We start from the raw sequence: 25,958 nt of genomic DNA, 5'->3' as shown, positions 1-25,958 counted from the left end.
CCGGACCTCACCACAGCGCCAGGCTGTAGCTGAGGATCAGGCGATTTTCGTCGAGGTCGTTGGCGAAATTCGAACGCACCGTGGCGTTGCGCCATTTCACCCCGAGGTTCTTCAGCGGCCCGCTCTGCACCACGTAGCCGAGGTCGGTGTTGCGTTCCCATTCCTTGCCGTCGTTGGCCGCGCCGCGGGCGACGTTGTCGCCGGAGACGTAGCGGCTCATGAAGCTCAGGCCGGGCAGGCCGAGCGCGCCGAAATCGTAGTCGTAGCGCAGTTGCCAGGAACGCTCGTCGACGTTGCCGAAGTCGCCGATCTGGATGAAGTTGACCAGGTACGGGTCGCTGCCGGCGATGTAGGGATAGGGATCGTCGCCACTGATCCGCTGGTAGCCGGCGGCCACCGCGTGGGCGCCCAGGCGCAGGCTGAAGAGGGCGCCGAAGGCGCGGTTGTCCAGTTCGCGGAAGCCGCCGTCCTCGCTGGCCCGGGCGAAGCGCAGGTCGCTCTTGAGCGAACGCTGTCCGCCGAGGTCGAGGGTGTGTACCAGGCCGGCGAAGGTCTGCCGGTAGATGTCCCTGAGCCGACCCTGATGCAGGCTGGCGGTCAGCGCCGGGGTCAGGCGATAGTCGCCGCCGGCGAAGTCGAAGGCATCGCTGCGCCCGCCGATGCGGTTGGCGCTGAACACCTGGTAGTCGCTGGAGCTGTTCAGCTTGTTGCGGTCCAGGTGCGCGCCGCGCAGGGTCAGGCCGTCGATCTCCTGCACGTCGAGCAGCGCGCCACGGAACAGTTCCGGCAGCAGGCGGGTGTCGTTGGCCGAGACCAGCGGGCTCTTGAAGTGCAGCGCGCCGACCTTGAGCAGGCTGTTGGAGACCCGTGCCTTGGCGGTCAGGCCGAGCTTGGCGTAGTCATCCTGGGAGCCGCCGGCGGAGCCGTCGGCCGGCAGCAGCCCGGTTCCTCCGCTGCCGCCGCCGGAGTCGAGCTTGAAGCCGAGCAGGCCGATGGCGTCGACGCCGAAGCCGACGGTGCCTTCGCTGAAGCCGGACTCCAGGCGCAGGAGGAAGCCCTGCGCCCATTCGTCGGCGTTGTCGCGCGCGCCGCTCTGGCGGAAGTCGCGGTTGAAGTAGAAGTTGCGCAGTTCGAGGCTGGCGTGGCTGTCCTCGACCAGGTCGGCCTGGGCGAGCAGCGGCCAGCCCAGCCCGCTGCCGGCGAGCAGCGCGGCAGCCAGGCGGGGAGTGGGATGCATGCTGGGATTTCCTCGGTCGACGGCTCAGAGTTCCAGTTGCTTGCCGCGGGTTTCCGGCAGGCTGAGGGCGGCGAGGATCACCACGCCGTAGGAGACCGCGGCGAAGGCGCCGATCCCCAGGCCCAGCGAGAGCTTCTGGCCGAGCATGCCGATCAGCATCGGGAACAGCGCGGCGATGGCGCGCCCGGCGTTGTAGCAGAAGCCCTGGCCGGAGCCGCGGATGCGGGTTGGGAACAGTTCGGTGAGGAACGAGCCCATGCCGCTGAAGATGCCCGAGGCGAAGAAGCCGAGCGGGAAGCCGAGCCAGAGCATGGCGCCGTTGCTCACCGGCAACTGGGTGTAGAGCAGGACCACGGTGAAGGAGCCGACGGCGAACAGGACGAAGTTCTTCTTGCGCCCGATCAGGTCGGTGAGGAAGGCACTGACCACGTAGCCGACGTAGGAGCCGAGGATCACCATCGCCAGGTAGCCGCTGGTGCCGAGCACGGTCAGCCCGCGTTCGGTCTTGAGGAAGGTCGGCAGCCAGGCGGTGATGGCGTAGTAGCCGCCGAGCGCGCCGGTGGTCAGCAGCGAGGCGCGCAGGGTGATGCTGAGCATCCCGGGGGCGAAGATCTCGTAGAAGCTGACCTTGTCGGCGCCCTGGTTGCGTTGCCTGGCCTCGCGGTAGATCTCCGGTTCCTTGACCAGCCGGCGTACCACCAGGACGAACAGCGCCGGCAACAGGCCGAGCATGAATAGCGCGCGCCAGGCCTCTTCCGGTGGCAGCAGGCTGAACATCAGCGAGTAGAGGATGGCGGTGAGGCCCCAGCCGATGGCCCAGCCGGACTGCACCAGGCCGACCGCCTTGCCGCGGTCGCGGGCCTTGATCACTTCGCCGATGAGTACCGCGCCGGCGGTCCATTCGCCACCGAAGCCGAAGCCCATCAGGGTCCGTGCGACCAGCAACTGCTCGTAGTTCTGCGCGAGGCCGCAGAGGAAGGTGAAGAAGGCGAACCAGAGCACCGTCAGTTGCAGGGTCAGCACCCGGCCGATGCGGTCGGAGAGGATCCCGGCGATCCAGCCGCCGGCGGCGGAGGCGAGCAGGGTCATGGTGTGGATGAAGCCGGCTTCGCCGGTGCCGATCCCCCACAGGGCGATCAGGGTAGGGATCACGAAGCTCAGCATCTGGGTGTCCATGCCGTCCAGGCCGTAGCCGATCTTGCAGCTCCAGAAGGCCCGGCGTTCCTGCTTGTCGAGGGCGCGATACCAGCCGAAATGACCGTCCCGGGAAGCGTCCGGGCCGGCGTCGAGGGTCATGTGTTTTTCCATGGGGGCACCGATCGTCGTTATTGGTGTTATGAAGATTCGGTGGGCGCCGTCGCACCCGGTGGTCGCATTCTTCGAGGCTGGCCAGCGAGCGTCCAACTAATTTATGCGGCCGCCGGGGATAAGAAATTTCGATGGCGGAGCAAGCCGTCATGCGTCGATCATGTGCCGCCGGAAGGTGGGCGCTGGCATGGAAGCTGCTCGCTCCCGCCACCTTGTGTCCCTTGCCCGTCGGTACCCGCCACATGAACCTGAAATTCCTCGAGACCTTCGTCTGGGTCGCGCGCCTGAAGAGCTTCCGCCTCACCGCGGAGAAGCTGTTCAGCACCCAGGCTTCCATTTCCAGCCGGATCGCCGTGCTGGAGGACGAACTCGGCGTGAAACTGTTCGTCCGCGACTCGCGTGGCGTGACCCTGACCCCGGAAGGCGACAAGGTACTGGCCTACGCCGAGCGGATGATGGACACCATGCACGCGCTGAAGCAGTCGCTCGACACCGGAGCCAGCACCCAGGGACGGATTCGTATCGGCGCCATGGACACGGTCATCCACACCTGGCTGAGCCCGTTGGTGGCCAGGGTCACGGAAACCTTCCCGGCGGTGGAGATCGAGCTGATGGCGGACACCGCGCGCAACCTCTCCGAGCAGTTGCAGAAGGGCTACCTGGACCTGATCTTCCAGACCGACTCGCTGCGCCACGAGTCGGTGCTGAACCTCGAACTGGGCAGCTATCCGCTGCGCTGGATCGTTTCCACCGGCTCGATCTACCACCGCGACTACGCCTCGCTGGCGGACCTGGCGCGGGAGCGGGTGGTGACCTTCTCCAAGCACTCGCGGCCGCACCAGGACGTGCTTGGCCTGCTGCACGCCAACGGCGTCGCGGCGCCGCGCCTGAACTGCGTGAACTCGGTGGCGGCGATGACCCGCCTGCTGCGCGACGGCTTCGGCGTCGGCGCCTTGCCGCCGGCGCTGGTCAGCCAGGAACTGGAACGCGGCGAACTGACCCTGCTGCGCCTCGGCCCGCCGCCGCCGAACCTGCCGGTGGTGGTGTCCTGGCGCGGCGGCACCGGCCTGGAACTGGTGGACGAAGTGGTGGAGCTGAGCAAGGCGGTGCTGGCCGACTACGCGGCCAACGTCGGCCCGGAGTGCATGCTCCTGGCGCCGCTGAAGAAAGGAGTGGGGCGGCTGCGTTCGCGCTGATTCGGATTTTCCGATCGCCCCTGGCGGAAAAATCTCGTTGGACGCTGACCGCCGTCCGCTTCTACAAACCTGCCAACAACGACGTCCGCCAGCGCACGGAGCCGCCATGCCCGAACCGACCTTCCACGAACTCGCGCAACTGCCGCCGCCGGTCCTGCGCCAACTGATCCGCCGCGGCGACTACACCGGCCATACCAGCGGCCTCGGCCAGCGCCACTTGCAGGCCAACCTGGTGATCCTGCAGAAATCCTGGGCCGACGAGTTCCTTCGCTTCTGTGCCCTGAACCCCCGGGCCTGCCCGCTGCTCGACGTCAGCGAACCCGGCTCGCCGCACTTCGCCAGGCTCGGCGCGGATATCGACGTGCGCAGCGACCTGCCGCGCTACAGGGTGCATCGGCGCGGCCAGGAGCCCGTCGAGGTGAGCGACATCGGCACCTTCTGGGAAGCGGATTTCGTCGCCTTCGCCATCGGCTGCTCGTTCTCCTTCGAACAGGCGTTGCTCGACGCCGGCATCGGCCTGCGCCACCTCGAGCAGGGGCGCAACGTGGCGATGTACCGCAGCTCCATCGCTACCCGGCCGAGCGGTCGCCTGGCCGGGCCCACGGTGGTATCGATGCGGCCGTTGAAGGCCGCCGAGGCGATCCGGGCGATCCAGGTCACCAGCCGCTTCCCTATGACCCATGGCGCACCGCTGCACCTGGGCGATCCGGCGCTGATCGGCATCCGCGACCTGGCGCGGCCCGACTACGGCGACCCGGTGCCCCTCGCGGCGGACGAGATCCCGCTGTTCTGGGCCTGCGGGGTCACGCCCCAGGCGGTGCTCGCCGAGGTTCAGCCGGAGCTGTACATCAGTCACGCGCCGGGGCACATGCTGGTCAGCGACCGACTCTACGACGAGCTCTGAGGGGCGTCGTCCTTCGCCGGACCGGGGATGATCGCCAGGTGGCGCAGGGCATCCGGCTCCAGGCTGTAGCTCTTGCCGCTCGGCGCTTCGATGAGCCGCCCGAGGGCGTAGAGGGTGAAGTAGCGCACCGTTTCGGCGCAACCGAGGATGTCTTCGAGGTAGCGCCGATGCGGATAGCCCTGCAAGGTTTCCGGAGCGACGTAGAGGAATACCGGCTTGCCGTCGATGCGGTCGCGGAACTTGAAGCGGAAGCCCTGCGGCCGGCTCGGCGCACCGTAGCGCCGGACCAGGTCGGCGCCGCCGTAGAATACCTTGCCGGCGCTGCCCGGGGTGGCATAGCCGATGTGCTGGAAATAGGCGCGCAGCGGTATCCGGCCGAGGCCGCTGATGCGGATGTCCAGTTGCTTGAACTCTTCCGCCGGCAGCTCGGCGCGGGCCTGGCGGAAGGTGTCGACGAGCAGTTCGAAATCGCGGGTGCGCCGTGGCCGTTGCGTTCTCTGCCGAGGCGCGGCGGGAGCGTCGGTGCGCACTGCGGCGGAGGCCGGCGGGTGTTCCTCGGTGTCCGGGTCCGCTTGCGGCGGCGCGGCCTCCTCGGCAATGGCCGGGTCGAACTCCTCGACGTAGGCATCCAGCTTGTCGCGGATGCGCCGCTGGCCGGCATCCTCGGCGGACTCGCCCGGGCGCAGAGCGTCCTCGTCCTCCTCGACGAACCATTCGCAATCCGACAGATGGGTGGAGTGCGGGAACTTGCTGAAGTGCGCGGCCTTGCGGGTGTCCTGCGGCAGCTTGTCGTAGTTGCTCGCCGATACCTTGATCCCCTGTGCCCGGCACCCTTCGCTGGAGCAGAGGAAATCGAAGCGTTTGCGCGGCTCGGCCTGGGAGAAGTATTCGCGGCGGGCGCTGGCGATGGAGATCACCCGATCCAGTTGCACGCAGTAGGCCAGTGCTATCCGTTTGAACGCCATGTTCCCAATCCTTCCGCCGGTTCGAGCGGGCCATTATGGCGCCTGGCGATGGGTAGGCAAGCCGACGGCCTTCCGCACCTGCCGAAGCCGGGCACATGGCCTTGCTCGAATTCAAGCGCAAGAACCGGAGTTCTTGCGCTTGAATGGCGAATTAGTCTGCGGGCATCATCCGCTCCCACAGGGGAAACGCCATGAGCCAGCAGCTCGATCCTTGCAACGCCTACCACACCGACGAACAGCGCTGGGCCGCCGTGCTGGCGCGCGACGCGGCGGCGGACGGGGCGTTCGTCTATGCGGTGAAGACCACCGGGGTCTATTGCCGCCCGAGTTCCTCGGCGCGTCGGCCCAGGCGCGAGAACGTCGAGTTCTTCGCCACTGCCGAGGCCGCCGAGGCCGCCGGCTATCGGCCCAGCCGGCGCGCCGCCGGCGACCGCAGCCTGGCGGCGGAGCAGCGCGCCGAGCGGGTGGCGCAGGCCTGCCGGATGATCGAGACGGCGGAGACGCCGCCGGCACTGGAGGCGCTGGCCGCCCGACTGGGCATGAGTCCGTTCCACTTCCATCGTCTGTTCAAGGCCGAAACCGGCCTGACGCCCAAGGCCTACGCCTCGGCCTATCGTGCCCGGCGCCTGCGCGAGCGCCTGGGCCAGGCGTCCGCCTCGGTGACCGAGGCGATCTACGACTCCGGTTTCAACTCCAACAGCCGCTTCTACGAGTCCTCGTCGCAACGCCTCGGCATGCGCCCGCGCGATTACCGCGATGGCGGCGCCGGCGCGGCGATCCGTTTCGCCATCGGCCAATGCTCGCTGGGCGCGATCCTGGTGGCGCAGAGCCAGCGCGGCATCTGCGCGATCCTCCTCGGCGAGGAGCCGGAGCCATTGCTGCGCGAGTTGCAGGACCAGTTCCCGCGCGCCCAGCTACTCGGCGGCGACGCCGACTTCGAACGGCTGGTGGCGCAGGTGGTGGGCTTCGTCGAGTCGCCTCAACTGGGACTGGACCTGCCGCTGGACGTACGCGGTACGGCGTTCCAGGAACGGGTCTGGCAGGCACTGCGGGAAATACCGCCGGGCAGCACGGCGAGCTACGCGCAGATCGCCGAACGGATCGGCGCGCCGCGAGCGGTGCGCGCGGTGGCGCAGGCCTGCGCGGCGAACCGGATCGCGGTGGCGATTCCCTGCCACCGGGTGGTACGTCGCGACGGCGACATTTCCGGCTACCGCTGGGGCGTGGAGCGCAAGCGCGAACTGCTGCGCAGGGAAGAGCGGGATTGAACCCAAGGCCAGGCGATACGCGGCCCGGAATGCAAAAAGCCCACTCGATGGTGGGCTCTATGCAATGGGGCGCTGGTCCTTCAGCTGGTTCCAGTATCCATGTCAGGGGTGAAAATTTCGTGAAATGAAACGACAACCCTGACCGTTCGTCCTTTCCTATCGTGGTTTCATTCGTTGCTGCACGTACGCGCCTGCTTCAGGTAGTGCAACACCTGGCGCTCGCCGTGGGAGTCCAGGTATACCAGGGTGGCGCGCACCACCTGGCAGGTATCGCTGGGCGCCTCGTCGACGCTCAGCACCCTGGCCACGTCCAGCGGCATGCCGTAGACGTAGTCGGCAGTCGCCGCGCCGGCGATGACCGGCGCCAGCAGCGTGACGCAGCAGAGGTAGAGCCTGGCTCGGTTCATGGACGGTTTCTCTCCATTCCCCCGCGAAGCGACGGCGCAAGGGCGCCGCCGACGCCATGGGTGGAACCCGCTTCGTCGTTCGCGACGGGTTCGCCACCTCCGTCCAGCAGTATAGGATGACGGTCTCAGTGCGGCTTGATCGCCACCTTCAGTACGTTGTCACGCTGGTTGGCGAACAGGTCGTAAGCGGCGACGATGTCGTCGAGGCGGTATTCGTGGCTGACCAAAGGCCCGAGGTTGACCCGGCCCGAAGCCACGATATTGAGCAGTCGGCGCATGCGCTCCTTGCCGCCGGGGCACAGCGCGGTATTGATCCGGTGGTCGCCGAGGCCGGCGGCGAAGGCCGACAACGGAATCGTCAGGTCTTCCGAATAGACCCCGAGGCTGGAAAGGGTGCCGCCGGGCTTGAGCACCCTCAGGGCGGTCTCGAAGGTCGATTGCGTACCGAGTGCCTCGATCGAGGCATCCACGCCGCGCCCGCCGGTGAGTTTGAGAATTTCCTCGATCACGTCGCACTCCCTGAAGTTCAGCGTGACGTCGGCGCCCATTCCACGGGCGATATCGAGGCGATGGGCGTTGCCGTCGATGGCGATGATCGTGCTGGCGCCCAGCAGCCGGGCGCCGGCGGTGGCGCACAGGCCTATGGGACCCTGGGCGAAGATCGCCACGCTATCGCCGATGCGGATGTTGGCGTTCTCCGCGCCCTTGAAGCCCGTGGACATGATGTCCGGACACATCAGCACCTGTTCGTCGCTGAGACCATCGGGTATGGGGGCAAGGTTGGCCTGAGCGTCGGGAACCAGCACATACTCGGCCTGGGTGCCGTCGATCAGGTTGCCGAAGCGCCAACCGGCGGTCGCCTTGTAGCCATGGCAGGCGCAACGGCCGGATTCCACCAGGTAGCTGCCGTCCTGCGACGGTACGCCGTCCTGGGCGGCATAGGAGTTGAAGTTGGGGCAGATGGCACCGGCGATCACACGTTGGCCTTCGCGGTAGCCGACCACCGCGCTGCCGAGCTTTTCGATGATCCCGACCGGCTCGTGGCCCACCGTCAGGCCGGGCGCGACCGGATACTCGCCCTTGAGGATGTGCACGTCGGTGCCGCAGAGCGTGGTGGTGGTGATGCGCACCAATGCATCGTTCGGCCCCACGTCGGGAATCGGCTTGTCGACCAGCTCGATACGGCCGGGCTGGATGAATACGGCGGCTTTCATCATCTTGCTCATGGAGCATCCTCACGGTGGAGGCCCTGGGGCGGCACGGGGCAGGAAAGAACGGACGGATGCCAGGACAGTGGCGGAATTGCCGTCCGATGTCCTTGATATGGGTCATGGCCGCGATGGACGCGGGTTCGCGAAGTACCGACCTGGCGTTTTTGCTGGGAAATGTCCTCGCCCGGTTCGCTGCGGAACTACCCAAGCCCCTTCGCTGTGGCTTGGGTCGACGCTGAACGCGGGAGGGCGGGGGCGTTGCACCCATGTCGGGAGTTCGCCGCGGCGGGCCGACGCTGCGCTCTTGGCAAAGGCAGCGTCGGGCCTTGGCCCAAAGGCTATCGCCTCAGGCCTTGCTCGCGGCCAGATAGGAGGCCAGGCGCCGGCCCATCTCCTCGCCGAGGGCCTGGAGGCCGCTCATGGGACGGACCATCACTTCGAAGTCGACGATCCGGCCGTCGTCGTCGAAGCGGATCATGTCGATGCCTTTCAGTTCGCGTTCGCCGACCCGTGCGCTGAATTCCAGCACCACGCTGCGGCCGTCGGCGCTGGCCAACTGGCGGTGATAGGCGAAATCCTCGAAGACCGTGAGCACGGTATTCAGGATCATCGAGACCACCGGTGCGCCGGCATACGGCTTGTGCGCCATCGGCGAGCGGAACACGGCGTCGGGGTGCAGCAGGCGCGGCAACCCGGAGAGGTCGCGGCGGGCGATCAGCCCGTGCCATTCGGCGAGGGTGGCGGCGGCGTTGGCTTCGAGCGGCAGGCTGGTCATACGGTGGCTCCTCTGGCGGGTGCTGGACTGTATCCCCGGGGCGGCCTGGGGCCGGTTGCGGGGCGGAGCCTCACCATAGGTTGCGGGAAAGGCCTCGCTCAATGATCGAAAGTGACGGAAGACTGATCCTCGCGCGCAACCTATGACTCAGCCCTGTTCGATCTGCACGATCTGCTCGCGTAGCCATTGCAGGCCGGGCGTCGCTTCCTGCTGGCGATGCCAGATCAGGTTGACCTGCACCGGGGCCATCTCGAAGGGGACGTCCGCCAGTTGCAAACCATGGCTGCCGGCGAAGCGCTCGGCCAGGCGGCGTGGCACGGTGCCGAGCAGCTCGGTGCTGGCGACGATGGCCGGGATGGTCAGGTAGTGAGGCACCAGCAATTGCACCTGGCGCTGCACCCTGGCCGAGCCGAGGACGATCTCCAGCGGACTGCCGCGCCCGACCCGCGGCAGGATCGAGACGTGCTGCGCGGCCTCGTAGGCCGCGCGGTCGAGGCCGCCGCGGAAGGCCGGATGGCCCTGCCGGCCGATCACCACCAGGCGTTCCTCGCCGACCGGCCGGTAGGCCAGCTCGGGCTCGTCGAAGTACAGGTAGTCGATCGCCAGGTCGAGTTCGCCGCTGGCCAGTTGCGCCGGGATCGAGGCGCCTTCGTCGGGACGTACCTCCAGCGTCACCCGCGGGGCCAGGGTCTTCAGGCGGGTCACCAGGCCCGGCAGCAGGCGCAACTGGGCATAGTCGTTCATCGTCAGGCGAAAGGTCCGCGCAGTGTGCGGATCGAAGGTTTCCTGGGAGCCAAGGCCGGCCTGCAGCAGATGCAGGGCCTGGCGCACCGGCACGTACAGGGCGAGGGCGGCGGCGGTGGGTTCCAGGCCCTTGGCGGTGCGCCGGAACAGCGGCTGGTCGAGCTGCTCGCGCAGGCGGGCGAGGGCGTTGCTCACCGCCGGCTGGCTGCGATGCAGGCGGATCGCCGCGCGCGACAGGTTGCGTTCGCGCATCAGGGCATCGAAGACCAGAAGCAGGTTGAGGTCGAGCTGCTGCAAGTTCAGCTTCATGAATAATCCTCATTCTATTTATCCATTACCCTGATAAGACTGGCATCGCTACACTCGAATGCAAGCCCTTCCGCCCCGGCGGATCGGCCCGGTTCGCGGCCCAGCCAATAACAATCACACGCGAGATGCCGACCATGTCCTTCGATCCCCAACCCTTTCGCCAGCAGTACCGCGCGGCCATCCGGCCCGGCTACAACCCCTGGCTGCACGCCGGCTTCGTCCTCGCCTACGGCGGCGCCTGGATCGTCTTCTTCCTCTCCCGACTCCAGCAGCCGAGCCTGCTGGAATGGCTGACGGTGCCGGCCGCGCTGGTGTTCTTCAACTGGGGCGAGTACCGCATCCACAAGTCCCTCGGCCACCACAAGCACCCGCTGGGGCGGATGTTCTACAAGCGCCATACCGGCGACCACCACAGCTTCTTCGTCGCCGGCCAGATGCGCTACGAACAGGCCCGCGACTGGCGGGTGATCCTGTTCCCGGCCTGGCTGGTGGTGGTCTTCAGCCTCGGCGCGCTGCTCGCCTGGAGCCTGCTCGGCCTGCTGAACGACAACCTCGCCGCGCTGTTCGCCGCGACCCTGCTGCTGGGCTACCTCAGCTACGAGATCTTCCACGCCTGCGAACACCTGCCGCCGGAGCATCCGCTCAGCCGTCTGCCGTGGATCCGCCACATGCGCCGCCTGCACGAACTGCATCACCGTCGCGAGCTGATGCAGACGCACAACTTCAACCTGGTCTTCCCGTTGATGGACTGGTGCTACGGTACCCTCCACTGGGAAGCGGAAACCGCCGAGGAGCACGCCATGACCCGCATGCAGCACCGAATCGAGATCGCCCGCGGGCCCGAGGCGACCCTCGCCTACGCCGCCAGCCCGGGGCTCTGGCCGGAATGGCATCCCTCGTCGTTGCGGGTCGACGGCGCCGCTGGCCCGCTGCCGGCCGGCGCGCGCTTCGAGGAGGACATTCACGCCGGCGGCCGCGCCGGGCACTTGTCCTGGACGGTGGTCGAGTACCAGCCGGGACACCTGTGGCGCGCCAACGCCCGTGGCGACCGGGGGCTGCACCTGCGCCTGAGCTACGAATGCCAGCCGAGCGCGGCCGGCACCCGCTTCGTGCGCACCCTGGAATACCGCTTCGACGGCTGGTCGATGCGCCTGGCCAACCTGTTCCTGCTGCGCCGTCGCATCGAACGCGAGTCGGAGGAGTCCATGCACCGCCTGCGTCGGGTCGCCGAGGCGCGGATAGCGGCGGCGGAAAGCGTATGATCGGGGTCCGCGGGGGCGGATCGCAGAAGGACACCGATGAACAAGTTTGCCGAAATGACCACCTTCGTCAGCGTGGTCGACGCCCATAGCTTCTCCGAGGCCGCCCGCCGCCTGGGCACCACCAAGTCGCAAGTCAGCCAGCGTATCCAGCAACTGGAGAGGCGCCTGGGCCGGGTGCTGCTGAACCGCACCCGGCCGCTGAGTCTCACCGACCCCGGTCGCACCTACTACGAACATGCCTGCCGCCTGCTACAGGAGCTGGAGCAGGCGGAAGCCTCGGTGCTCGACGCCGACGACGACCTGCGCGGCCAGTTGCGCCTCTCCGCGCCGCTGGCCTTCACTCCGCGCTACCTGGCGCCGCTGCTGGCGCGCTTCGCCGAGCGCCATCCGCAATTGCGGGTGGACGTGCAGGCCGACGATCGTTTCGTCAACCTCCAGGAACCGCGCTTCGACATGGCCCTGCGCATGGGCCGGCTGGACGACTCCTGCCTGGTGGCGCGGCCGATCACCGCCAACCGCCACCTGCTCTGCGCCAGTCCCGACTACCTGGCGCGGCATGGCGTGCCGCAGCATCCCGAGGAATTACAGGCGCACGACGGGCTGGTCTACTACAACCGCGAGCCCGGCGGCATGCTCTGTCTGCCGGTGGACGGCGAACCGGCCTCGTTCCGCATCCGGGTGAGGATGCGCACCGACTCCGGGCACCAGTTGCTCGAAGGTGCGCGCGCCGGGCTCGGCCTGGCGATCCTGCCGAGCTTCCTGGCCGCCGATGCCTTGCTGGCCGGCGAGCTGCTGCCGGTCCTGCCTGGCTACTCGCCGGACGGCGGGCAGGTTTCCGTGGTCTACCGCAAGACCCAACGGACGCCCCGGAAGATCCTCGTCCTCGGCCAGTTCCTCGAAGAGGAAATCGGCGATCCGGCACCCTGGGACCGCGCGCTCATCGAGCGTGGCCTGTTGCCGCCGGGCTGAGTTCGGAAAAACCGAACCAGCGGTTCGCCTTCCGCTGTCTGTCGCCGAGGGCGCGCCGGGCATAGCGTTGCTCCCGTCAATCGATCTGGATACGGGAGAACCCCATGCACCAACCCGAAAACCCGGCGCGCCGCACCTTGCTGGCGCAGACCGTCGCCGGCTCCGCCGCGCTCGCCCTGGGCTCGCTGCTCGGCGGCGCGCCCGGCGTGGCCAGCGCCACGGCGGAAACGCCCCGCAAGGCCTTCGATGGCGGCAGGATCGATGTGCTGATCGTCGGCGGCGGCTCCGCCGGCGCGGTCCTCGCCCGGCGCCTGAGCGAGCGCGGCGACCGCCGGGTACTGTTGCTGGAAGCCGGCCAGGCCTATCCGGCCTGGGACTACCCCAGGATCATCGCCAGCAGCGACAGCGTCGGCGGCGACCCCTCCAGCGACTGGGGCTACCAGTCCCAACCGGGGGCGATCGGGCATCCGATCCATGCGATCCGCGGCAAGGTCCTCGGCGGCAGCTCGGCGATCAACGGCGCGGTGGCGATCCGCGCGCGGCGCGAAGACTTCGCCCGCTGGAACCTGCCGGGCTGGTCCTACGACGACCTGCTGCCGGCGTTCCGCCGCCTGGAGACCCGCCAGGGCGGCGACCCGGCCCTGCACGGCGGGGACGGACCGCTGCCGGTGCGGCAACTGAGCCGCGCCGATCTCTCGCCGATGCAGAGGGCCTTCGTCGACGCCACCCTGGCCAACGGTTTCAAGGCCATCGCCGATTTCGACGGCGCCGACGCCAACGGCGTCGGGCCGTACCCGATGAATGTCGTCAACGGTGTGCGCGTCAACACCGGCATGGCCTACCTCGACAACGCCGTGCGCGCTCGCGCCAACCTGTCGATCCGCGGCGACGCGCTGGTCGACCGGGTGCTCTTCGAAGGCAAGCGCGCGGTGGGCGTGCGCCTGGCCTCCGGCGAGGAAATCCACGCCGGCGAAGTGATCCTCAGCGCCGGCGCCTACGGCAGCCCGGCGATCCTGCTGCGCTCCGGTGTCGGCCCGGCCGACGAGCTGAAGGCGCTGTCGATCCCGTTGCTTGCCGACTTGCCGGTGGGCCGCCGGCTCAAGGACCATCCGTTCTACTACAACGCCTATGCCGCCCGGCCGGAGCGCATCGGCGCGCAGTCGCCGGTGATCGGCGCCAAGCTCTGGACCCATAGCTCGCGGGCGCAGAACGGCGAGCTGGACCTGCACATCACCGCCACCCACCTGTTCCCCGCCGAGATGAGCCCGACCGGGGTCGGCTTCGTCCTCGCCGTGGCCCTGACCCGGCCGCAATCGCTGGGCAGTGTGCGCCTGGCCAGCCGCGACCCGGCCGTCGCGCCGCTGATCGACCTGAACTTCCTCGCCGAGGCCGAAGACCGCGCGCGGTTGCTGGAAGGGGTCAAGCTGGCGCGCCGGATAGGCCGCAGCGAACCGCTCGCCGGGCTGATCCACGCCGAACTCGGGCCGGGGCCCGAGGCACGCAGCGATGCGCAGATCGAAGCGGCGATCCGCGCCACCCTCGATACCTACCACCACCCGACCTCCAGCGCGCCGATGGGCCGCGCCGGCGAGCGCTGGGCGGTGGTCGACCTGGAGGGCAGGGTGCATGGCCTGCAAGGATTGCGGGTGATCGACGCCTCGATCTTCCCCGATGCCATTTCGGTGGCCACCAACATCACCACCATCGCCGTTGCCGAGCACCTCGCGCAGCGCATCGCCTGACCGACCCAGGAGAACTTGCAGATGAACGGACACGCCAGACACTGGATCGACGGCGCATGGCTCGATTCCGCGCAGCGGGGACAATCCTTCGACCCGGCCAGCGGCCAGCCGATCGGCACCTACGCCGACGGCGGGCGGGCCGAGGCCGATGCGGCGATCGCCGCCGCTGTGCGCGCCTTCGAAGATGGTCCCTGGAAGGACGACCACGCGCTGCGCGCGACAGCCCTGGAGGAAATCGCCGCGGCCTTCGAGCGGCATGCCGATGCGCTGATCGACCTGCTTGCCCTGGAGAACGGCAAGATCAAGCCCGAGGCTGCCTTCGAGGTCGGCATGGTGCCGGGCAAGCTGCGCTACTACGCCGGCCTGGCGCGCAGCGAACGGGGCGCCAGCGGCACGCCGCGCCCCGACGTGGTGTCGCTGGTGCTGCGCGAGCCGATGGGCGTCGCCGGCATCATCGTGCCGTGGAATTCACCGGTGGTGCTGATGATCCGCTCCCTGGCGCCGGCGCTGGCCGCCGGTACCACCACGGTGGTGAAGATGCCGGGGCAGACCGCGCAGACCAACGCCATGGTCGCGCGGATCATCGCCGAAGCGCCGTCGCTGCCTGCCGGGGCGGTGAACATCTTCAGCGAATCGGGTTCCGAAGGCGCCCGGCGATTGATCGACGCGGCCGAGGTGCCGGTGATCAGCTTCACCGGCTCGAGCGCCACCGGCCGAGCGATTTCCGCCGCCGGCGCGCGGCACCTGAAGCGCTTCGGCCTGGAACTGGGCGGCAAGACACCGCACCTGGTGTTCGACGACGCCGACCTGGACGCCGCCTTGCCCGTGCTGGAGAAGTCGCTGACGGTGTTCGCCGGGCAGTTCTGCATGACCGGTTCGCGCCTGCTGGTGCAGCGCGGCGTTGCCGAACGGCTACGCGAACGCCTGGCGCAGCGCCTGGAAAACCTGCGCGTGGGGCCGGCGGCGGACCCGCGCAGCGACATGGGGCCGCTGATCGACAAGGCCAACGTCGAGCGCGTCGAGCGAGCCGTACGCCAGGCCATCGCCGCCGGCGCGCGGGTGGTGGTCCGCGGCGGCCCGGTAATCGAGGGCGAGCTGGCGGCCGGCGCCTTCTACCGTCCGACCCTGCTGGAGGTCGATGATCCGGACCTGGACATCGTGCAACAGGAAACCTTCGGACCGGTGCTGACCCTGCAGGTATTCGAGCACGAGGAGGAGGGCGTCGCCCTGGCCAACCGCAGCGAGTACGGGCTGGCGGCCGGGGTCTGGACCCGCGATGTCGCGCGTGCCTTCCGGGTGGCGCGGAAGATTCGCGCCGGCACCGTGTGGATCAACGACTGGGCCAAGGTCTACGACGAATTCGAGGAGGGCGGCTACCGCCAGTCCGGCCTCGGCCGGCTGAACGGGGTCGCCGCCCTGGACGACTTCGTCGAATACAAGCACATCAGCCTGACCACCGGCGCGGCCTGAGCCTGGGCGAGCGGTGCGGCCGACGGCGCCGCCCGCTACTCCCAGGAGCGGGAATACACGTGTTCGCGGAACAGCTCGGGCAATCCGGAAACCTGCTTGAAACGCAGCACCTCGTCATTGTCCATGCCCAGTTCGCGGGCCACGTCGGCCTCGCTCCAGCCGGCCTTGAGCAGGGTCACCACGATCGCCGTCATCGGCAATACGCCGTGCACGCCGCGTGCTCGGTTGTGGCGGATGGTGGCGGCGATGCGCTCGCTGTCGCCTTCACGCCCGGCGCGTATCGCGGCGATCGGCAGGTAGCCGTGCAGACGCTGGCGCAGCGCGCCCTTGGCGCTGCCCACGCGCAGGCGGTGAAAGCCGTCGACCACCTCGTAGCGCCCGTCGGCCTGCGGATAGGCGACGATGGGCTGGGTGAATCCGTCGGACTCGATGGACAGCCTCAGCAGTCGCATCTCCGGTGGCGCGACGGTATTGGGGTTGTAGTCGTTGCCTGCGACGCGCTCGGCACGCACCCACTGTACGCAATCGACCGGCTCTTCGGCGAACGGACTGTGCGCGTGGAGCAGCCGGCGGATCCGGTTGATGGCTTCAATCCGCTCGGCAAGCGGCAACCCGTGCAGTTCGCCGAACAGCGCCTCGGCTCGCTCCGTCAGTGTCTTTGTCTGTGCCATGGGCTTTCCTCATGAGCGTCACCCAGCTACCCCGGGTGGAATGCACGGCGAAGCCGTGCGGTTCGAGAAGGCGCGCGCAGGCCTGGGGCGCGCGGGTGGTACAGGCCAGCCCGAGTTGGTCGACATGCCCGAGGACCCGCTCGCGCAGGGTGCGGAACAGCCCGCGACCGCGCGCTTCCGCACGCAGGTAGGCATCGCGCAGGCGAACCACGTCGGGATGTTGCTCCAGGCTGACGAACCCCAGTATCCGCGTGTCCCCCTGGCGGCGGAGCACGAACCAGCGGTGGTAGGGACCGTCGCTCAGCGGGTAGCCGCCGCATTCGCGGCGCACCCGGGCGCTGGCGAAGAAGCGGCCCATGCTGGCGAAGAAGGCGGCCTCGTCGTCGAACGAGCGCCACTGCAGGATCTCGCAGTCTTGCGGGCGGATCACGAGCGCTTCTCCCGACCGGGGACCAGTCTGTCGATATCGGCCTGGGAGAAGCCGAAGGACAGCGAGCGGGCCATGTCCTGCTTCAGCAGGGACAGCGCGATACGCCGCCAGGAAGGCTGCTTGCGACGATTCTCCAGGGCCGGGATCCCCGCGTCCGGCCAGATGGCAAGGGGATAGTCGTGCTGCTTCCACCAGAGGATGAAACGCTCGATGCGCCGCTGGTAGATGCCGCGCAGAGGCGGCGGCATGCTGCGCAGGAGGAACTGGCTGTACTCGCGCCAGGTGCCGAAGGAGGGTGGCAGGCCAAGGCCGCCACGGTAGCCGAGGAAGCGCTGGCGACAATAGCGCGCCCCATAGTTGGCGCCGGCGACGCGCCGGACCACGCGGAACCAGGTGCGCGGCTCGATCCGGTGGAACAGGTCGAGGCCCTTGCGCTGGTCGTCGCCATAGGGCTGGCAGATGCGCATCTGCGAGAACGGCACGCCGGCGCGGTACATCTGGTCGTAGAGGCGGTTGTAGGCGTAGCCATGGTCGGCGACGCAGCGCCAGAGGTCCTCGAAACGCCAGTCGTAGATCGGGAAGAAGCTCACCGCCTGCGGGTTGGCCCGGTCGCGCGCGCTCCAGGCCAGCGGCGCGGAGCCGCCCGGCGGCGTCCAGGCGCATTGTTTCGTCCGGCTCCTGCGCTTGACCGCCAGGTAGCGATTGAGCGATTCGTCCGAACGGATGCCGACCAGGAACGCGGTAGGCTCTTCCCTGGACAGCCAGGCGTTGAAGCCGGCGACGAACTCCTCGAACTCCATGCGGTAGCGGTAGAAGGGGAAGAACCCCGGGTCGCTGATCACCCCCGGCTGCTTCGGCAGCGGGCGCACCCAGTCGGCCTCGGCGCCGGGTTCCCAGCAGCACCAGTAGGGTTCCTCCAGGCTGGAGGCGTTGCGCAGGTTGAGTGGCAGGCAGACCCACCAGGGGCGTACGTCGGGACGCCCGAGCATCTCGCTGACGTGATCGATGGTGGCCTGGTACTGCCCCTCCAGGTCGATGAACAGTACGTCCACCGGGCTGCGTCCCAACTCGCGTGCCACGTCCAGCGCCAATTGCAGGGTGACCGAGCTGTCCTTGCCGCCGGAGAAGGCGACACAGACGCGCTCGAAGTTCCGGAATACCAGTCGGAGGCGGGATAGGGTTGCGGCATGCACATCGGCATCCTGGTAATGCTTGCCTGCCATGGGTGCGAACCTCTTCTTTTAATAACTATTGAGGGAGACCGTTGCGACGACGGTCCATGTGCAATGTTTGTTTCGGAGTTTCTCCAGGCTATTTTTTCGAGAGTCGCGGCAGCCGGCACGTTCGGCGACGTTGGACTCCGAATCAGTGGATAACGGAAATATGTCCAGGCACTTGGCAGAGCGACGACCAACAGGCCCGACAACTGTCGTGCAGGAACTTTTTCAATGCTAGGCGAAGCCGTGGTTCGAGTTGTTGACTTGTCGCAAGACGGATTCTCCGAACAGCATCGGCGCAGCGCCCACTTGCAACGAGAGTGCGCACGCCGCCGTTGGCACTCGTCTGCGCACCGGACTTCTGAGCGGCGGCGGAAAAAGCTTGCTGCGCAAGGAGAAGCGCCTGCGGGTGAACATGAAAATTGCCCGGGAAAAGTCGACGGTAATTATTCGTTGAATAACAGGGAAGTGCATACTTCCAACTTGGAAGTTAACTGCATGGCACCATCCATGCATTACACGGATGACGGTTTTTATTATAAGTCCAAACTGGCGAAGACAAGCAAGAGAGGCCGGATGCCAGAGTTCCATAGTCGGAAATACAAGCGTTGCAATGTCGACGGATAGCGCGAAGAGGCGGCGGTACCCTGCGAAACGAGGCAATTCCCCGAATGGCGGGCACTCGAACGGATTTATAAGTCCGCCGTTCGGCGTTCACCTCGACGCCTGTGCACGGGATACTTATATCGGTGGTTCGCACCACTGATTATCGATTTGAACTCGTTCGAGTCTTTACCGCGTTCCCGGCCGAAATAAAAGGCGGGTGGACGATTATTGCCTCACACAAGGAACATAGGCATGACCAGAACTTCGAACCCATGCGCAGTGGTATTGGCCTTTGCGGCAATTGCCGCTTCGGGAACCGCGATGGCGGCAAACACTATCACATTCAGCGGCGAAGTGACCGACCAGACCTGCCAGGTCGCGGTCAACGGCTTCACCGACCCCACGGTGATCCTCGACAGCGTACCGGTGAGCGCCCTCGATGGCGCAGTGGGCCGCAGCGCCGGCGAAACCGCCTTCACCCTGCAACTCACCGATTGCGTCGCGCCGACGGCCGACGAGCATTTCACCACCCTGTTCCAGGCCACCAACCCCAGCGCCGCCGGGAACCTGGTGAACACCGCCGCCAGCGGCGCGACGGGCGTGGCGCTGCAATTGCTCGATAGCGTCGGCGGCAACCCGGTCGACCTGGCCGGCGGCGCGGCGGTGCCCGCCGGCGATATCGTGCTCGCCAACGGAGCCACCAGCACCAGCTACGACTACGCGGTGCAGTACGTCTCCGAAGCGGCGACCGTGACGCCCGGTCCGGTACTCGGCGCCGTGACCTACACGCTGCGTTACGAGTGAATGCCGGCGGCGCATGCGCCGCCCCTTCCTTTTCCCAGCACTAAAGCCGGGCCCGGTCGCTGGACCGTGCCCGGCCAGGTAAGCCGCATGCCCAGACATTCGTACCGATCCGGCAGGACATCGGCGCTTCTGCTCGTCCTGCTGGCGAGCATCGCCCAGGCGCGGGCAAGCGTGGTGGTGACCGGGACCCGGGTGATCTATCCCGGCGAGGCACGGGAGAAGACCGTGCAACTGAGCAATCGCGATGCGTTTCCCAACGTCGTCCAGGCCTGGGTCGACATCGACGCCCCGGACGCGCCGCCGGACCAGGCGGACGCGCCGTTCCTGGTCAACCCGGCGGTATTCCGCATGGCCCCGGACAGCGGCCAGACGCTGCGCATCGTCTACACCGGGCAGGGCCTGCCGGGCGATCGCGAATCGCTGTTCCATCTCAACGTCCTGCAGATCCCGCCACGCAACAGCAGCCATGCGGATCGGAACCAGATGCTGCTGATGCTGCGCAATCGCCTGAAGCTGTTCTACCGCCCGGCGGGCATCCAGGGCCGTCCCGAGGACCTGCCCGGGCAACTGCGTTTCGCACTGGTCCGGCGCAGCGCCGGCTGGGCGGTGCGGGTGGACAACCCGAGCGGCTACTACGCCTCGTTCGCCAGCGCCACGCTCAGCGTCGGCCAGCGCCGCTGGCGCTTGCGCAGCGGCATGCTGGAGCCGCGCAGCCATGCCGAATGGCAGGCCGAAACCCGAGAAGCCCTGCCGCCGGGACGCGTGCGCCTGCACGCGCTGCTGATCAACGACTACGGCGCCCATATGGATATCCGTCATGACCTATCGCCATGAACGCCGCTGCCGCACCGGCACGGCCCTGATGGCGGGCGGCATGGCGCTGGCGGCGAGCGCCTTCGGTCATGCCCAGCCCGGCTACGAATTCGATGATCGCCTGTTGCTCGGCTCTTCCCTGGGCGGCGGCGACCTGTCGCGCTTCAACCAGGACGGTCGGATCGATCCGGGTCGCTATCACGTCGATGTCTACCTCAACGAGCGCTTCGCCAGCCGCAGCGAAGTGAGTTTCCGCGCCAACCCCGCCAGCGGCGCGGTGGAGCCCTGCCTCGACGAAGACTTCCTGCGCCAGCGCCTCGGTGCCAAGCCTGGTGACGATCCGCGCAAGAGCGGCGACGGGCGCCACTGCGCCTTTCTCGGTGCACGCCTGCCCGGCTCGCGGTTCAGCCTGGACGTCGCCCGCCTGCGCCTGGATCTCTCGGTGCCGCAAGCCTTGCTCGACCTCAAGCCGCGCGGCTACGTCAGCCCCGAGGAGTGGGACGCCGGCGACAGCATGGGCTTCGTCAACTACGACACCAACCTCTATCGCTCCGAATACCGCGGCGGCGAATCGGGACGATCGGACTACGCCTATGTCGGCCTGAACAGCGGCATCAACCTCGGCCTGTGGCGTTTGCGCCACCAGTCCAACTACACCTATTCCCGCTACAACGGGCAGGCCAGGCGCAAGTGGAACAGCATCCGCACCTATGCCCAGCGCGCCTTGCCGGCCTGGCGCAGCGAACTGACGGCGGGGGAGAGCTACACCGCCGGCAACCTGCTCGGCAGCATCGGCTACCGCGGCCTGAGCCTGGCTACCGACGACCGCATGCTGCCCGAGTCCCTGCGCCGCTATGCGCCGCAGGTGCGCGGCACCGCGGCCACCGCGGCGCGGGTGGTGATCAGCCAGAACGGCAGGAAGATCCGCGAGGTGAATGTCGCCCCCGGTCCGTTCGTCATCGACGATCTCTACGACAGCGCCTATGCCGGCGATCTGGATGTCCAGGTGTTCGAAGCCGATGGCAGCGTATCGAGCTTCAGCGTGCCGTTCGCCTCGGTCCCGGAGTCCATGCGTCCCGGCCTGTCGCGCTACAGCTTCACCCTGGGCCAGGCGCGCCAGTATGGCGACGGCGACGACCTGTTCGCCGACTTCACCTACCAGCGCGGCATGAGCAACGCCCTGACCGCCAACCTGGGACTGCGTGTCGCCGACGACTACCTGGCCATGCTGGGCGGCGGCGTCCTCGCCACCCGCTTCGGCGCCTTCGGCCTGAACAGCACCTATTCCAGCGCACGCGTCGAGGATGGCGCGCGCAAGCAGGGCTGGCGCATCGGGCTCGACTACAGCCGGACCTTCCAGCCCACCGGCACTACCCTGACCCTGGCCGGCTACCGCTATTCCACCGAAGGCTACCGCGAACTCGGCGACGTGCTCGGCTCGCGCGACGCACTGCGCCACGGGGACACCTGGGATTCCGGCAGCTACAAGCAGCGCAACCAGTTCAACCTGCTGGTGAGCCAGGCCCTCGGCGGTTACGGCAACCTCTATCTTTCCGGCTCCTCCAGCGATTTCTACGACGGCAAGAGCCGCGACACCCAATTGCAGTTCGGCTACTCCAATACCTGGGGGCAGTTGAGCTACAACCTCGCCTGGTCGCGGCAGACCACCACCTACTACCAGGAGCAGGGCGACCAGGACCCTGGCGTCGAGCTGCTCCGGCGCGACCGGCGCAGCGGCCAGCGCAACGACACCCTGACCCTCAGCGTCTCCATGCCGCTGGGTTCTTCCAGTCGGGCGCCGACGCTCAGCGCCATGGCTACCCGGCGCTCCGGCGACAGCCGTGGCGGCAGCCTGCAAACCGGGCTGAACGGTACGCTGGGCGACGAGCGTACCTGGAGCTACGCGCTGTCCGCCAACCGCGACAGCGAGGTCGCCGACACCACCTGGAACGGCACGTTGCAGAAGCAGGCGGCGCTGGCCACCGTGAATGCCGGCTATGCCCAGGGCGATCGCTACCGGCAATACAGCGGCGGCATCCGTGGCGCGCTGGTCGCCCACCGCGACGGGCTGACCCTTGGCCCCAGCGTCGGCGATACCTTCGCCCTGGTCGAGGCCAAGGGCGCCAGCGGTGCCGCGATACGCGGCGGGCAGGGCGCGCGCATCGACGGCAACGGCTATGCGCTGGCCCCCTCGCTGTCGCCCTATCGCTACAACCCGATCTCACTCGATCCCGTTGGCATCGATCCCGACGCCGAACTGCTGGAAACCGAGCGCAAGGTCGCGCCCTACGCCGGTGCCAGCGTGCGCGTGACGTTCAGGACGCTGACCGGCCATCCGCTGCTGATCCAGGCGCGGCGCGAGGACGGCAGTGTGCTGCCGCTCGGCGCCGTGGTGGTCGACGACGGCGGGGCGGCCATCGGCATGGTCGGGCAGGGCGGCCAGGTCTATGCGCGCGCGGAAAACCAGCGGGGCAGGTTGCTGGTGCAATGGGGAACGGCGCGCAAGGAGCGTTGCGAGTTGCCCTACGACCTGGCCGGTGTGTCTCGCGACCAGGCGCTGATCCGCCTGCGCGGCACCTGCCGGGCAGCCACCACCGACTCCAACCTGGAGAACGCCAGATGAACCGCACGCTTCCCCTGCTGCCCGCGCTGGCCCTCGGCGTGTTGCTGGGGCTTCCCGCCAGTGGCCAGGCGACTTGCTACCGGGTCACCTCGGTAGGCAGCGAGACGACCACCTCGAACACCCAGATCCGCCCAGGCGAAGGTACCGCCGGCAGCTGGACCGGCGCCTGCGACACCTGCAATGGCTCGCTCGGCCTGCCCAGCGTGGTCAACGTCAGCGACGAGAGTTTCCAGCCCTATCCGACGCTCATCGCCAGCGCGGTGGCGCCGCTGACCCAGTACGGCGCCACCGGCGGCTACGACCCCGAACGGGTGTTCTTCCGCTGTAGCGCCGGGGACGCCGTCTACGAGATGTTTTCTACCAACGGCGACGATCTCTATAGCGGCTACTACACCGGCGCCGACACGGTGGGCAACGACATCGGCCTGCAGGATGCCTACCGGACCGCCTGGCCCAACGTGCTGCTGCGCCTGACCAACGTCGAGACGGGGGAAACCATCACGCCGATCTGGAAGGAGCGCCAGCTCTCCGGGCTGGACATCGACTCGCGCGGCTTCCAGCTGGTCAAGGCGAAGAACCTCGCAGCGGTACGCGCCGAGCTGTACAGCGCGCCGCTGGAGGCGATCCGCTACTACTCGCCGACGATCCTCTCGCAGCCCTATTCCTACACCCAGCCGGCGGCCTACATCGCCATCAAGGGGCCGGGCCTGACCGCGCCGACCGTCGGCCAGGCGCACGTGGGCGGCAACTGGGGCGGCTGGTACAGCAACTGGCCGGGTGCCATCGGGCTGTACCGCTACGTGACCCTGAAACGCTATCCCACTTGCGCGGTGATGACGGTCACCCCGCACGTGCAGTTCCCGTCCATCACCCTGGCCGAGATCGATAGCGGCGGCGTGCGCGAGGCGCCCTTCGAACTCACCTTCAAGTGCCAGAGCGGCATGACCAACGGCACCGGGGCCGGCGCCACGGCGCTGGGCATCCGCGTGTCCAGCGGGGCCCTGGCGGCCAGCCCGGCGCTGGGCCTGGTCAACGCCAGTGGCGGACTGTCCTACCTGCTCTCCGACCGTTACGGGGAGCCGGGCATTGCCCGTGGGGTCGGCATCCGCATCTACCGCGACGGCACGCCGATGACGCTCCTGGCCAACGAGAACTCCGCCGGCGGCAGCAACGCCGAGGCCACCGGCTGGTACCCCGCCATCGGTGGCGCGACCCAGGCCAACGGCGGTAGCGGCGGCATCGACCTGTACCGCGAAACCTTCCGCGCGCGCCTGGAGAAACTCGCGCTCGGCAGCCAGCCCGGCGTCACGGCGGGGCGAGTCGAGGCCACGGCGCAGGTGGTTATCCGTGTCCAGTAGGCGCGCGCTCGCGCTGCTGGCCATGCTTTGCCTCGCGCCGACGAGCGAGGCCGGAGTGACCGCGGAGCGCACCCGCCTGGTGTTCGTGGAGGGCCAGCGCGAGGCCTCGTTGCTGCTGGTCAACCAGAATCCCTACCCGGTGCTGGTGCAGGCGTGGGTCGATGACGGCGCCCTCGACGGCGAACCGGATACCGCGCTGGCTCCGTTCCTGCCGCTGCCGCCCGTATTCCGCCTGGAGCCGGGACGCCAGCGCAGCCTGCGCCTGCTGGCTACCGGCCAGGCCCAGGCACGGGATCGCGAATCGCTGTACTGGCTGAACATCTACGAGATCCCCCCGCAAGCCACCGCCGAGGCCGCTGGCCGGCCCCGGCTCACGGTCACCCTGCGAACCCAGATGAAGGTGCTGTACCGCCCGCACGGCCTGCATCCGCACGCCGAGGACGCGGCCGCCGAACTGGGCTTCGCGCTGCGCGACGAGACCCTGCGGGTGGACAACCCGACGCCGTACTTCGTGTCCCTGGCGGGGCTGGCGCTGGAGATAGGGGAGACGCGCCTGGATCTGCCCGGAACGCTGCTGGCTCCGCGCTCGCAACGACGCCTCGGCCTGCCGCGGCGGGTGGACGGCGGGACGCGCGGCGAGGTGGCGTTCGACTGGATCGACGACAACGGCGTCAGCCGCCAGGAAAGGAAAGCTCTACAGTGAACGGTTCCCCACAGGCTCGCCAGCACGAGCACCCACCGGCCGTTGCCGCCTCCCTGGCCGGCGACCTGCGCCTCGCCCGGCGTTTCCAGGCCGCCCTGGCGCGCGGTTGGGTGCGCCTGGACTGGCAGGCCGTACGGCATGCCGGGCATCCGGAATGGGAGCCGCTCTACCGGGAAACCCTGCTCAGGGTTACGGCCGCCAGCGGCGAGCCGCCGTTGCCGACCCAGGAACTGATCCTGGCGCTGGAGCGGCTCGGCCTGGTACGCCTGCTCGATCGCTGCGTGCTGGGCACGGTCCTCGACCGGCTGAACGCCGAGCCTACCTTGCGCCTGGCCTGCAACCTGTCGCGCCAGAGCGCGGCGATGGATGCCTGGTGGGAAGCGGTCTGCCGATGGCTGGCCGCCCGTCCGCAGGTGGCACGGAGGCTGACGCTGGAGCTGACCGAGACCGCCGTGGGCGAGAGAGTCGCGACCCGGGAGTTCATCCGACGCCTGCGCGAACATGGCGTGCGCATCGCGATAGACGACTTCGGCGCGGCGCACAACAACCTGGACTTCGTTCTCGATGCCCGTCCCGATGTGATCAAAATCGATTGCCGGTATACCCGCGAAGCACGTCGCTCGGCGAAGGGCGCCGAAGTGCTGCGCCATCTGCTGGCCCTGTGCCGCGAACTGGCGCCCTGCGTGGTCCTGGAAGGTCTCGAGGAGGACGATGCGTTCGCCCGGCTGCCGACCGGGGACGTCTATCTCCAGGGCAACGCGATCGCGCCGCCGATGCGGGTCGAACCGCCGCTGTCCGTACGCCGGCCGAAGAGCCGGGCGCGGATCGAGGCGCTGGCGAGCCGCCCGGGGTGACCGGGGAGGGCGCCCGGCCTGGCACGGTCGGCGAAAAATCTGAACGGTCGGCCGGCGGCGCCGTCACAGCAGCGACGATGCCGAGGTGCGTTGTGCCGAAGTCCCGGCATTT

At 68.2% G+C, this 25,958-nt stretch carries 23 protein-coding genes; 13 read left to right on the top strand and 10 right to left on the bottom strand.

The genetic code is table 11. The features are described 5' to 3' along the window. Positions 1-7: 7 nt before the first annotated feature. Both HMPREF2716_RS23585 and HMPREF2716_RS23580 read right to left on the bottom strand, forming a co-directional pair. Positions 8-1,237 (bottom strand): OprD family porin, encoded by a 1,230-nt coding sequence (locus tag HMPREF2716_RS23585; RefSeq protein WP_023089102.1) that lies wholly within the window; start codon positions 1,235-1,237, stop codon positions 8-10. A gap of 24 nt (positions 1,238-1,261) precedes the next feature. Further along, a complete protein-coding gene (locus HMPREF2716_RS23580) occupies positions 1,262-2,533 on the bottom strand; it encodes an MFS transporter (RefSeq protein ID WP_003102111.1) in 1,272 nt (423 codons plus the stop codon). 254 nt (positions 2,534-2,787) lie between these two features. On the opposite strand from HMPREF2716_RS23580, the gene HMPREF2716_RS23575 reads away from it, so the two are divergent. Together HMPREF2716_RS23575 and HMPREF2716_RS23570 are read left to right on the top strand one after the other, a co-directional pair. Further along, positions 2,788-3,741: a LysR family transcriptional regulator gene (locus HMPREF2716_RS23575; RefSeq protein WP_003102114.1), complete on the top strand. Its 954-nt coding sequence runs from the start codon at positions 2,788-2,790 to the stop codon at positions 3,739-3,741. 106 nt (positions 3,742-3,847) lie between these two features. Next, positions 3,848-4,645: a putative hydro-lyase gene (locus HMPREF2716_RS23570; protein ID WP_016263526.1), complete on the top strand. Its 798-nt coding sequence runs from the start codon at positions 3,848-3,850 to the stop codon at positions 4,643-4,645. On the opposite strand, the gene HMPREF2716_RS23565 is transcribed toward HMPREF2716_RS23570, so the two are convergent. Further along, positions 4,630-5,610 carry a hypothetical protein gene (locus tag HMPREF2716_RS23565; RefSeq protein WP_023518826.1) on the bottom strand — a complete coding sequence of 327 codons (981 nt, stop codon included), beginning with the start codon at positions 5,608-5,610 and terminating at the stop codon, positions 4,630-4,632. The genes HMPREF2716_RS23570 and HMPREF2716_RS23565 overlap by 16 nt on opposite strands. A 191-nt stretch (positions 5,611-5,801) precedes the next feature. Here HMPREF2716_RS23565 and ada point away from each other — a divergent pair, with 191 nt between their 5' ends. Then, the gene (gene ada, locus HMPREF2716_RS23560; protein WP_003122790.1) at positions 5,802-6,878 is read left to right on the top strand and encodes a bifunctional DNA-binding transcriptional regulator/O6-methylguanine-DNA methyltransferase Ada; all 1,077 of its coding nucleotides are present in this window, start codon (positions 5,802-5,804) and stop codon (positions 6,876-6,878) included. A 167-nt stretch (positions 6,879-7,045) separates the two neighbouring features. Here ada and HMPREF2716_RS23555 read toward each other — a convergent pair whose 3' ends face one another. The 4 genes from HMPREF2716_RS23555 to HMPREF2716_RS23540 all read right to left on the bottom strand — a co-directional run bounded on the left by HMPREF2716_RS23555 (position 7,046) and on the right by HMPREF2716_RS23540 (position 10,324). Continuing rightward, on the bottom strand, positions 7,046-7,285 hold the full coding sequence (locus HMPREF2716_RS23555) for a DUF2790 domain-containing protein (protein WP_003102137.1): 240 nt from the start codon (positions 7,283-7,285) through the stop codon (positions 7,046-7,048). A gap of 125 nt (positions 7,286-7,410) precedes the next feature. Beyond that, the gene (locus HMPREF2716_RS23550; protein ID WP_003113628.1) at positions 7,411-8,511 is read right to left on the bottom strand and encodes an NAD(P)-dependent alcohol dehydrogenase; all 1,101 of its coding nucleotides are present in this window, start codon (positions 8,509-8,511) and stop codon (positions 7,411-7,413) included. 331 nt (positions 8,512-8,842) lie between these two features. After that, positions 8,843-9,271 (bottom strand): nuclear transport factor 2 family protein, encoded by a 429-nt coding sequence (locus HMPREF2716_RS23545; protein WP_003102139.1) that lies wholly within the window; start codon positions 9,269-9,271, stop codon positions 8,843-8,845. Between the two features lie 147 nt (positions 9,272-9,418). Beyond that, on the bottom strand, positions 9,419-10,324 hold the full coding sequence (locus HMPREF2716_RS23540) for a LysR family transcriptional regulator BsrA (protein WP_003142490.1): 906 nt from the start codon (positions 10,322-10,324) through the stop codon (positions 9,419-9,421). 125 nt (positions 10,325-10,449) lie between these two features. On the opposite strand from HMPREF2716_RS23540, the gene HMPREF2716_RS23535 reads away from it, so the two are divergent. From HMPREF2716_RS23535 to HMPREF2716_RS23520, 4 genes are all read left to right on the top strand, one after another. Continuing rightward, a complete protein-coding gene (locus tag HMPREF2716_RS23535; protein ID WP_073650831.1) occupies positions 10,450-11,586 on the top strand; it encodes an SRPBCC family protein in 1,137 nt (378 codons plus the stop codon). Positions 11,587-11,622: 36 nt separating this feature from the next. Then, the gene (locus HMPREF2716_RS23530; RefSeq protein WP_003102145.1) at positions 11,623-12,555 is read left to right on the top strand and encodes a LysR family transcriptional regulator; all 933 of its coding nucleotides are present in this window, start codon (positions 11,623-11,625) and stop codon (positions 12,553-12,555) included. A gap of 104 nt (positions 12,556-12,659) precedes the next feature. After that, positions 12,660-14,297: a GMC family oxidoreductase gene (locus HMPREF2716_RS23525; RefSeq protein ID WP_003102147.1), complete on the top strand. Its 1,638-nt coding sequence runs from the start codon at positions 12,660-12,662 to the stop codon at positions 14,295-14,297. Between the two features lie 21 nt (positions 14,298-14,318). Next, on the top strand, positions 14,319-15,767 hold the full coding sequence (locus HMPREF2716_RS23520; RefSeq protein ID WP_023518828.1) for an aldehyde dehydrogenase family protein: 1,449 nt from the start codon (positions 14,319-14,321) through the stop codon (positions 15,765-15,767). A gap of 35 nt (positions 15,768-15,802) precedes the next feature. On the opposite strand, the gene HMPREF2716_RS23515 is transcribed toward HMPREF2716_RS23520, so the two are convergent. The 3 genes from HMPREF2716_RS23515 to HMPREF2716_RS23505 are packed head-to-tail and all read right to left on the bottom strand — an operon-like array spanning position 15,803 to position 18,091. Next, positions 15,803-16,438 carry an IbrB-like domain-containing protein gene (locus tag HMPREF2716_RS23515; RefSeq protein WP_003088853.1) on the bottom strand — a complete coding sequence of 212 codons (636 nt, stop codon included), beginning with the start codon at positions 16,436-16,438 and terminating at the stop codon, positions 15,803-15,805. Beyond that, on the bottom strand, positions 16,356-16,868 hold the full coding sequence (locus tag HMPREF2716_RS23510) for a GNAT family N-acetyltransferase (RefSeq protein ID WP_003102153.1): 513 nt from the start codon (positions 16,866-16,868) through the stop codon (positions 16,356-16,358). Before HMPREF2716_RS23510 ends, HMPREF2716_RS23515 begins: the two co-directional genes overlap by 83 nt. Next, complete coding sequence (locus HMPREF2716_RS23505; protein ID WP_023518829.1) at positions 16,865-18,091, bottom strand: phosphoadenosine phosphosulfate reductase; 1,227 nt, start codon at positions 18,089-18,091, stop codon at positions 16,865-16,867. Before HMPREF2716_RS23505 ends, HMPREF2716_RS23510 begins: the two co-directional genes overlap by 4 nt. 852 nt (positions 18,092-18,943) lie before the next feature. Here HMPREF2716_RS23505 and HMPREF2716_RS23500 point away from each other — a divergent pair. The 6 genes from HMPREF2716_RS23500 to HMPREF2716_RS23475 all read left to right on the top strand — a co-directional run bounded on the left by HMPREF2716_RS23500 (position 18,944) and on the right by HMPREF2716_RS23475 (position 25,846). Then, positions 18,944-19,495, top strand: a complete 552-nt coding sequence (locus HMPREF2716_RS23500) for a fimbrial protein (RefSeq protein WP_003120281.1) — start codon at positions 18,944-18,946, stop codon at positions 19,493-19,495. An 87-nt stretch (positions 19,496-19,582) separates the two neighbouring features. Next, complete coding sequence (locus HMPREF2716_RS23495) at positions 19,583-20,329, top strand: fimbrial biogenesis chaperone (RefSeq protein WP_003088863.1); 747 nt, start codon at positions 19,583-19,585, stop codon at positions 20,327-20,329. Beyond that, positions 20,313-22,931 (top strand): fimbria/pilus outer membrane usher protein, encoded by a 2,619-nt coding sequence (locus HMPREF2716_RS23490; protein WP_003102159.1) that lies wholly within the window; start codon positions 20,313-20,315, stop codon positions 22,929-22,931. The genes HMPREF2716_RS23495 and HMPREF2716_RS23490 overlap by 17 nt, the downstream gene beginning before the upstream one ends. Next, the gene (locus HMPREF2716_RS23485; protein WP_003113634.1) at positions 22,928-24,289 is read left to right on the top strand and encodes a fimbrial protein; all 1,362 of its coding nucleotides are present in this window, start codon (positions 22,928-22,930) and stop codon (positions 24,287-24,289) included. The genes HMPREF2716_RS23490 and HMPREF2716_RS23485 overlap by 4 nt, the downstream gene beginning before the upstream one ends. After that, a complete protein-coding gene (locus HMPREF2716_RS23480; protein ID WP_003113635.1) occupies positions 24,279-24,992 on the top strand; it encodes a fimbrial biogenesis chaperone in 714 nt (237 codons plus the stop codon). The genes HMPREF2716_RS23485 and HMPREF2716_RS23480 overlap by 11 nt, the downstream gene beginning before the upstream one ends. Then, entirely contained in the window at positions 24,989-25,846 is an 858-nt protein-coding gene (locus tag HMPREF2716_RS23475) for an EAL domain-containing protein (RefSeq protein ID WP_070622023.1), read from the top strand. Before HMPREF2716_RS23480 ends, HMPREF2716_RS23475 begins: the two co-directional genes overlap by 4 nt. Positions 25,847-25,958 lie beyond the last annotated feature (112 nt).

The sequence above is a fragment of the Pseudomonas sp. HMSC076A11 genome (assembly GCF_001810205.1).
Classification (GTDB): Bacteria; Pseudomonadota; Gammaproteobacteria; order Pseudomonadales; family Pseudomonadaceae; genus Pseudomonas; species Pseudomonas aeruginosa.
This window is presented reverse-complemented; position numbering and strand designations above follow the sequence as displayed.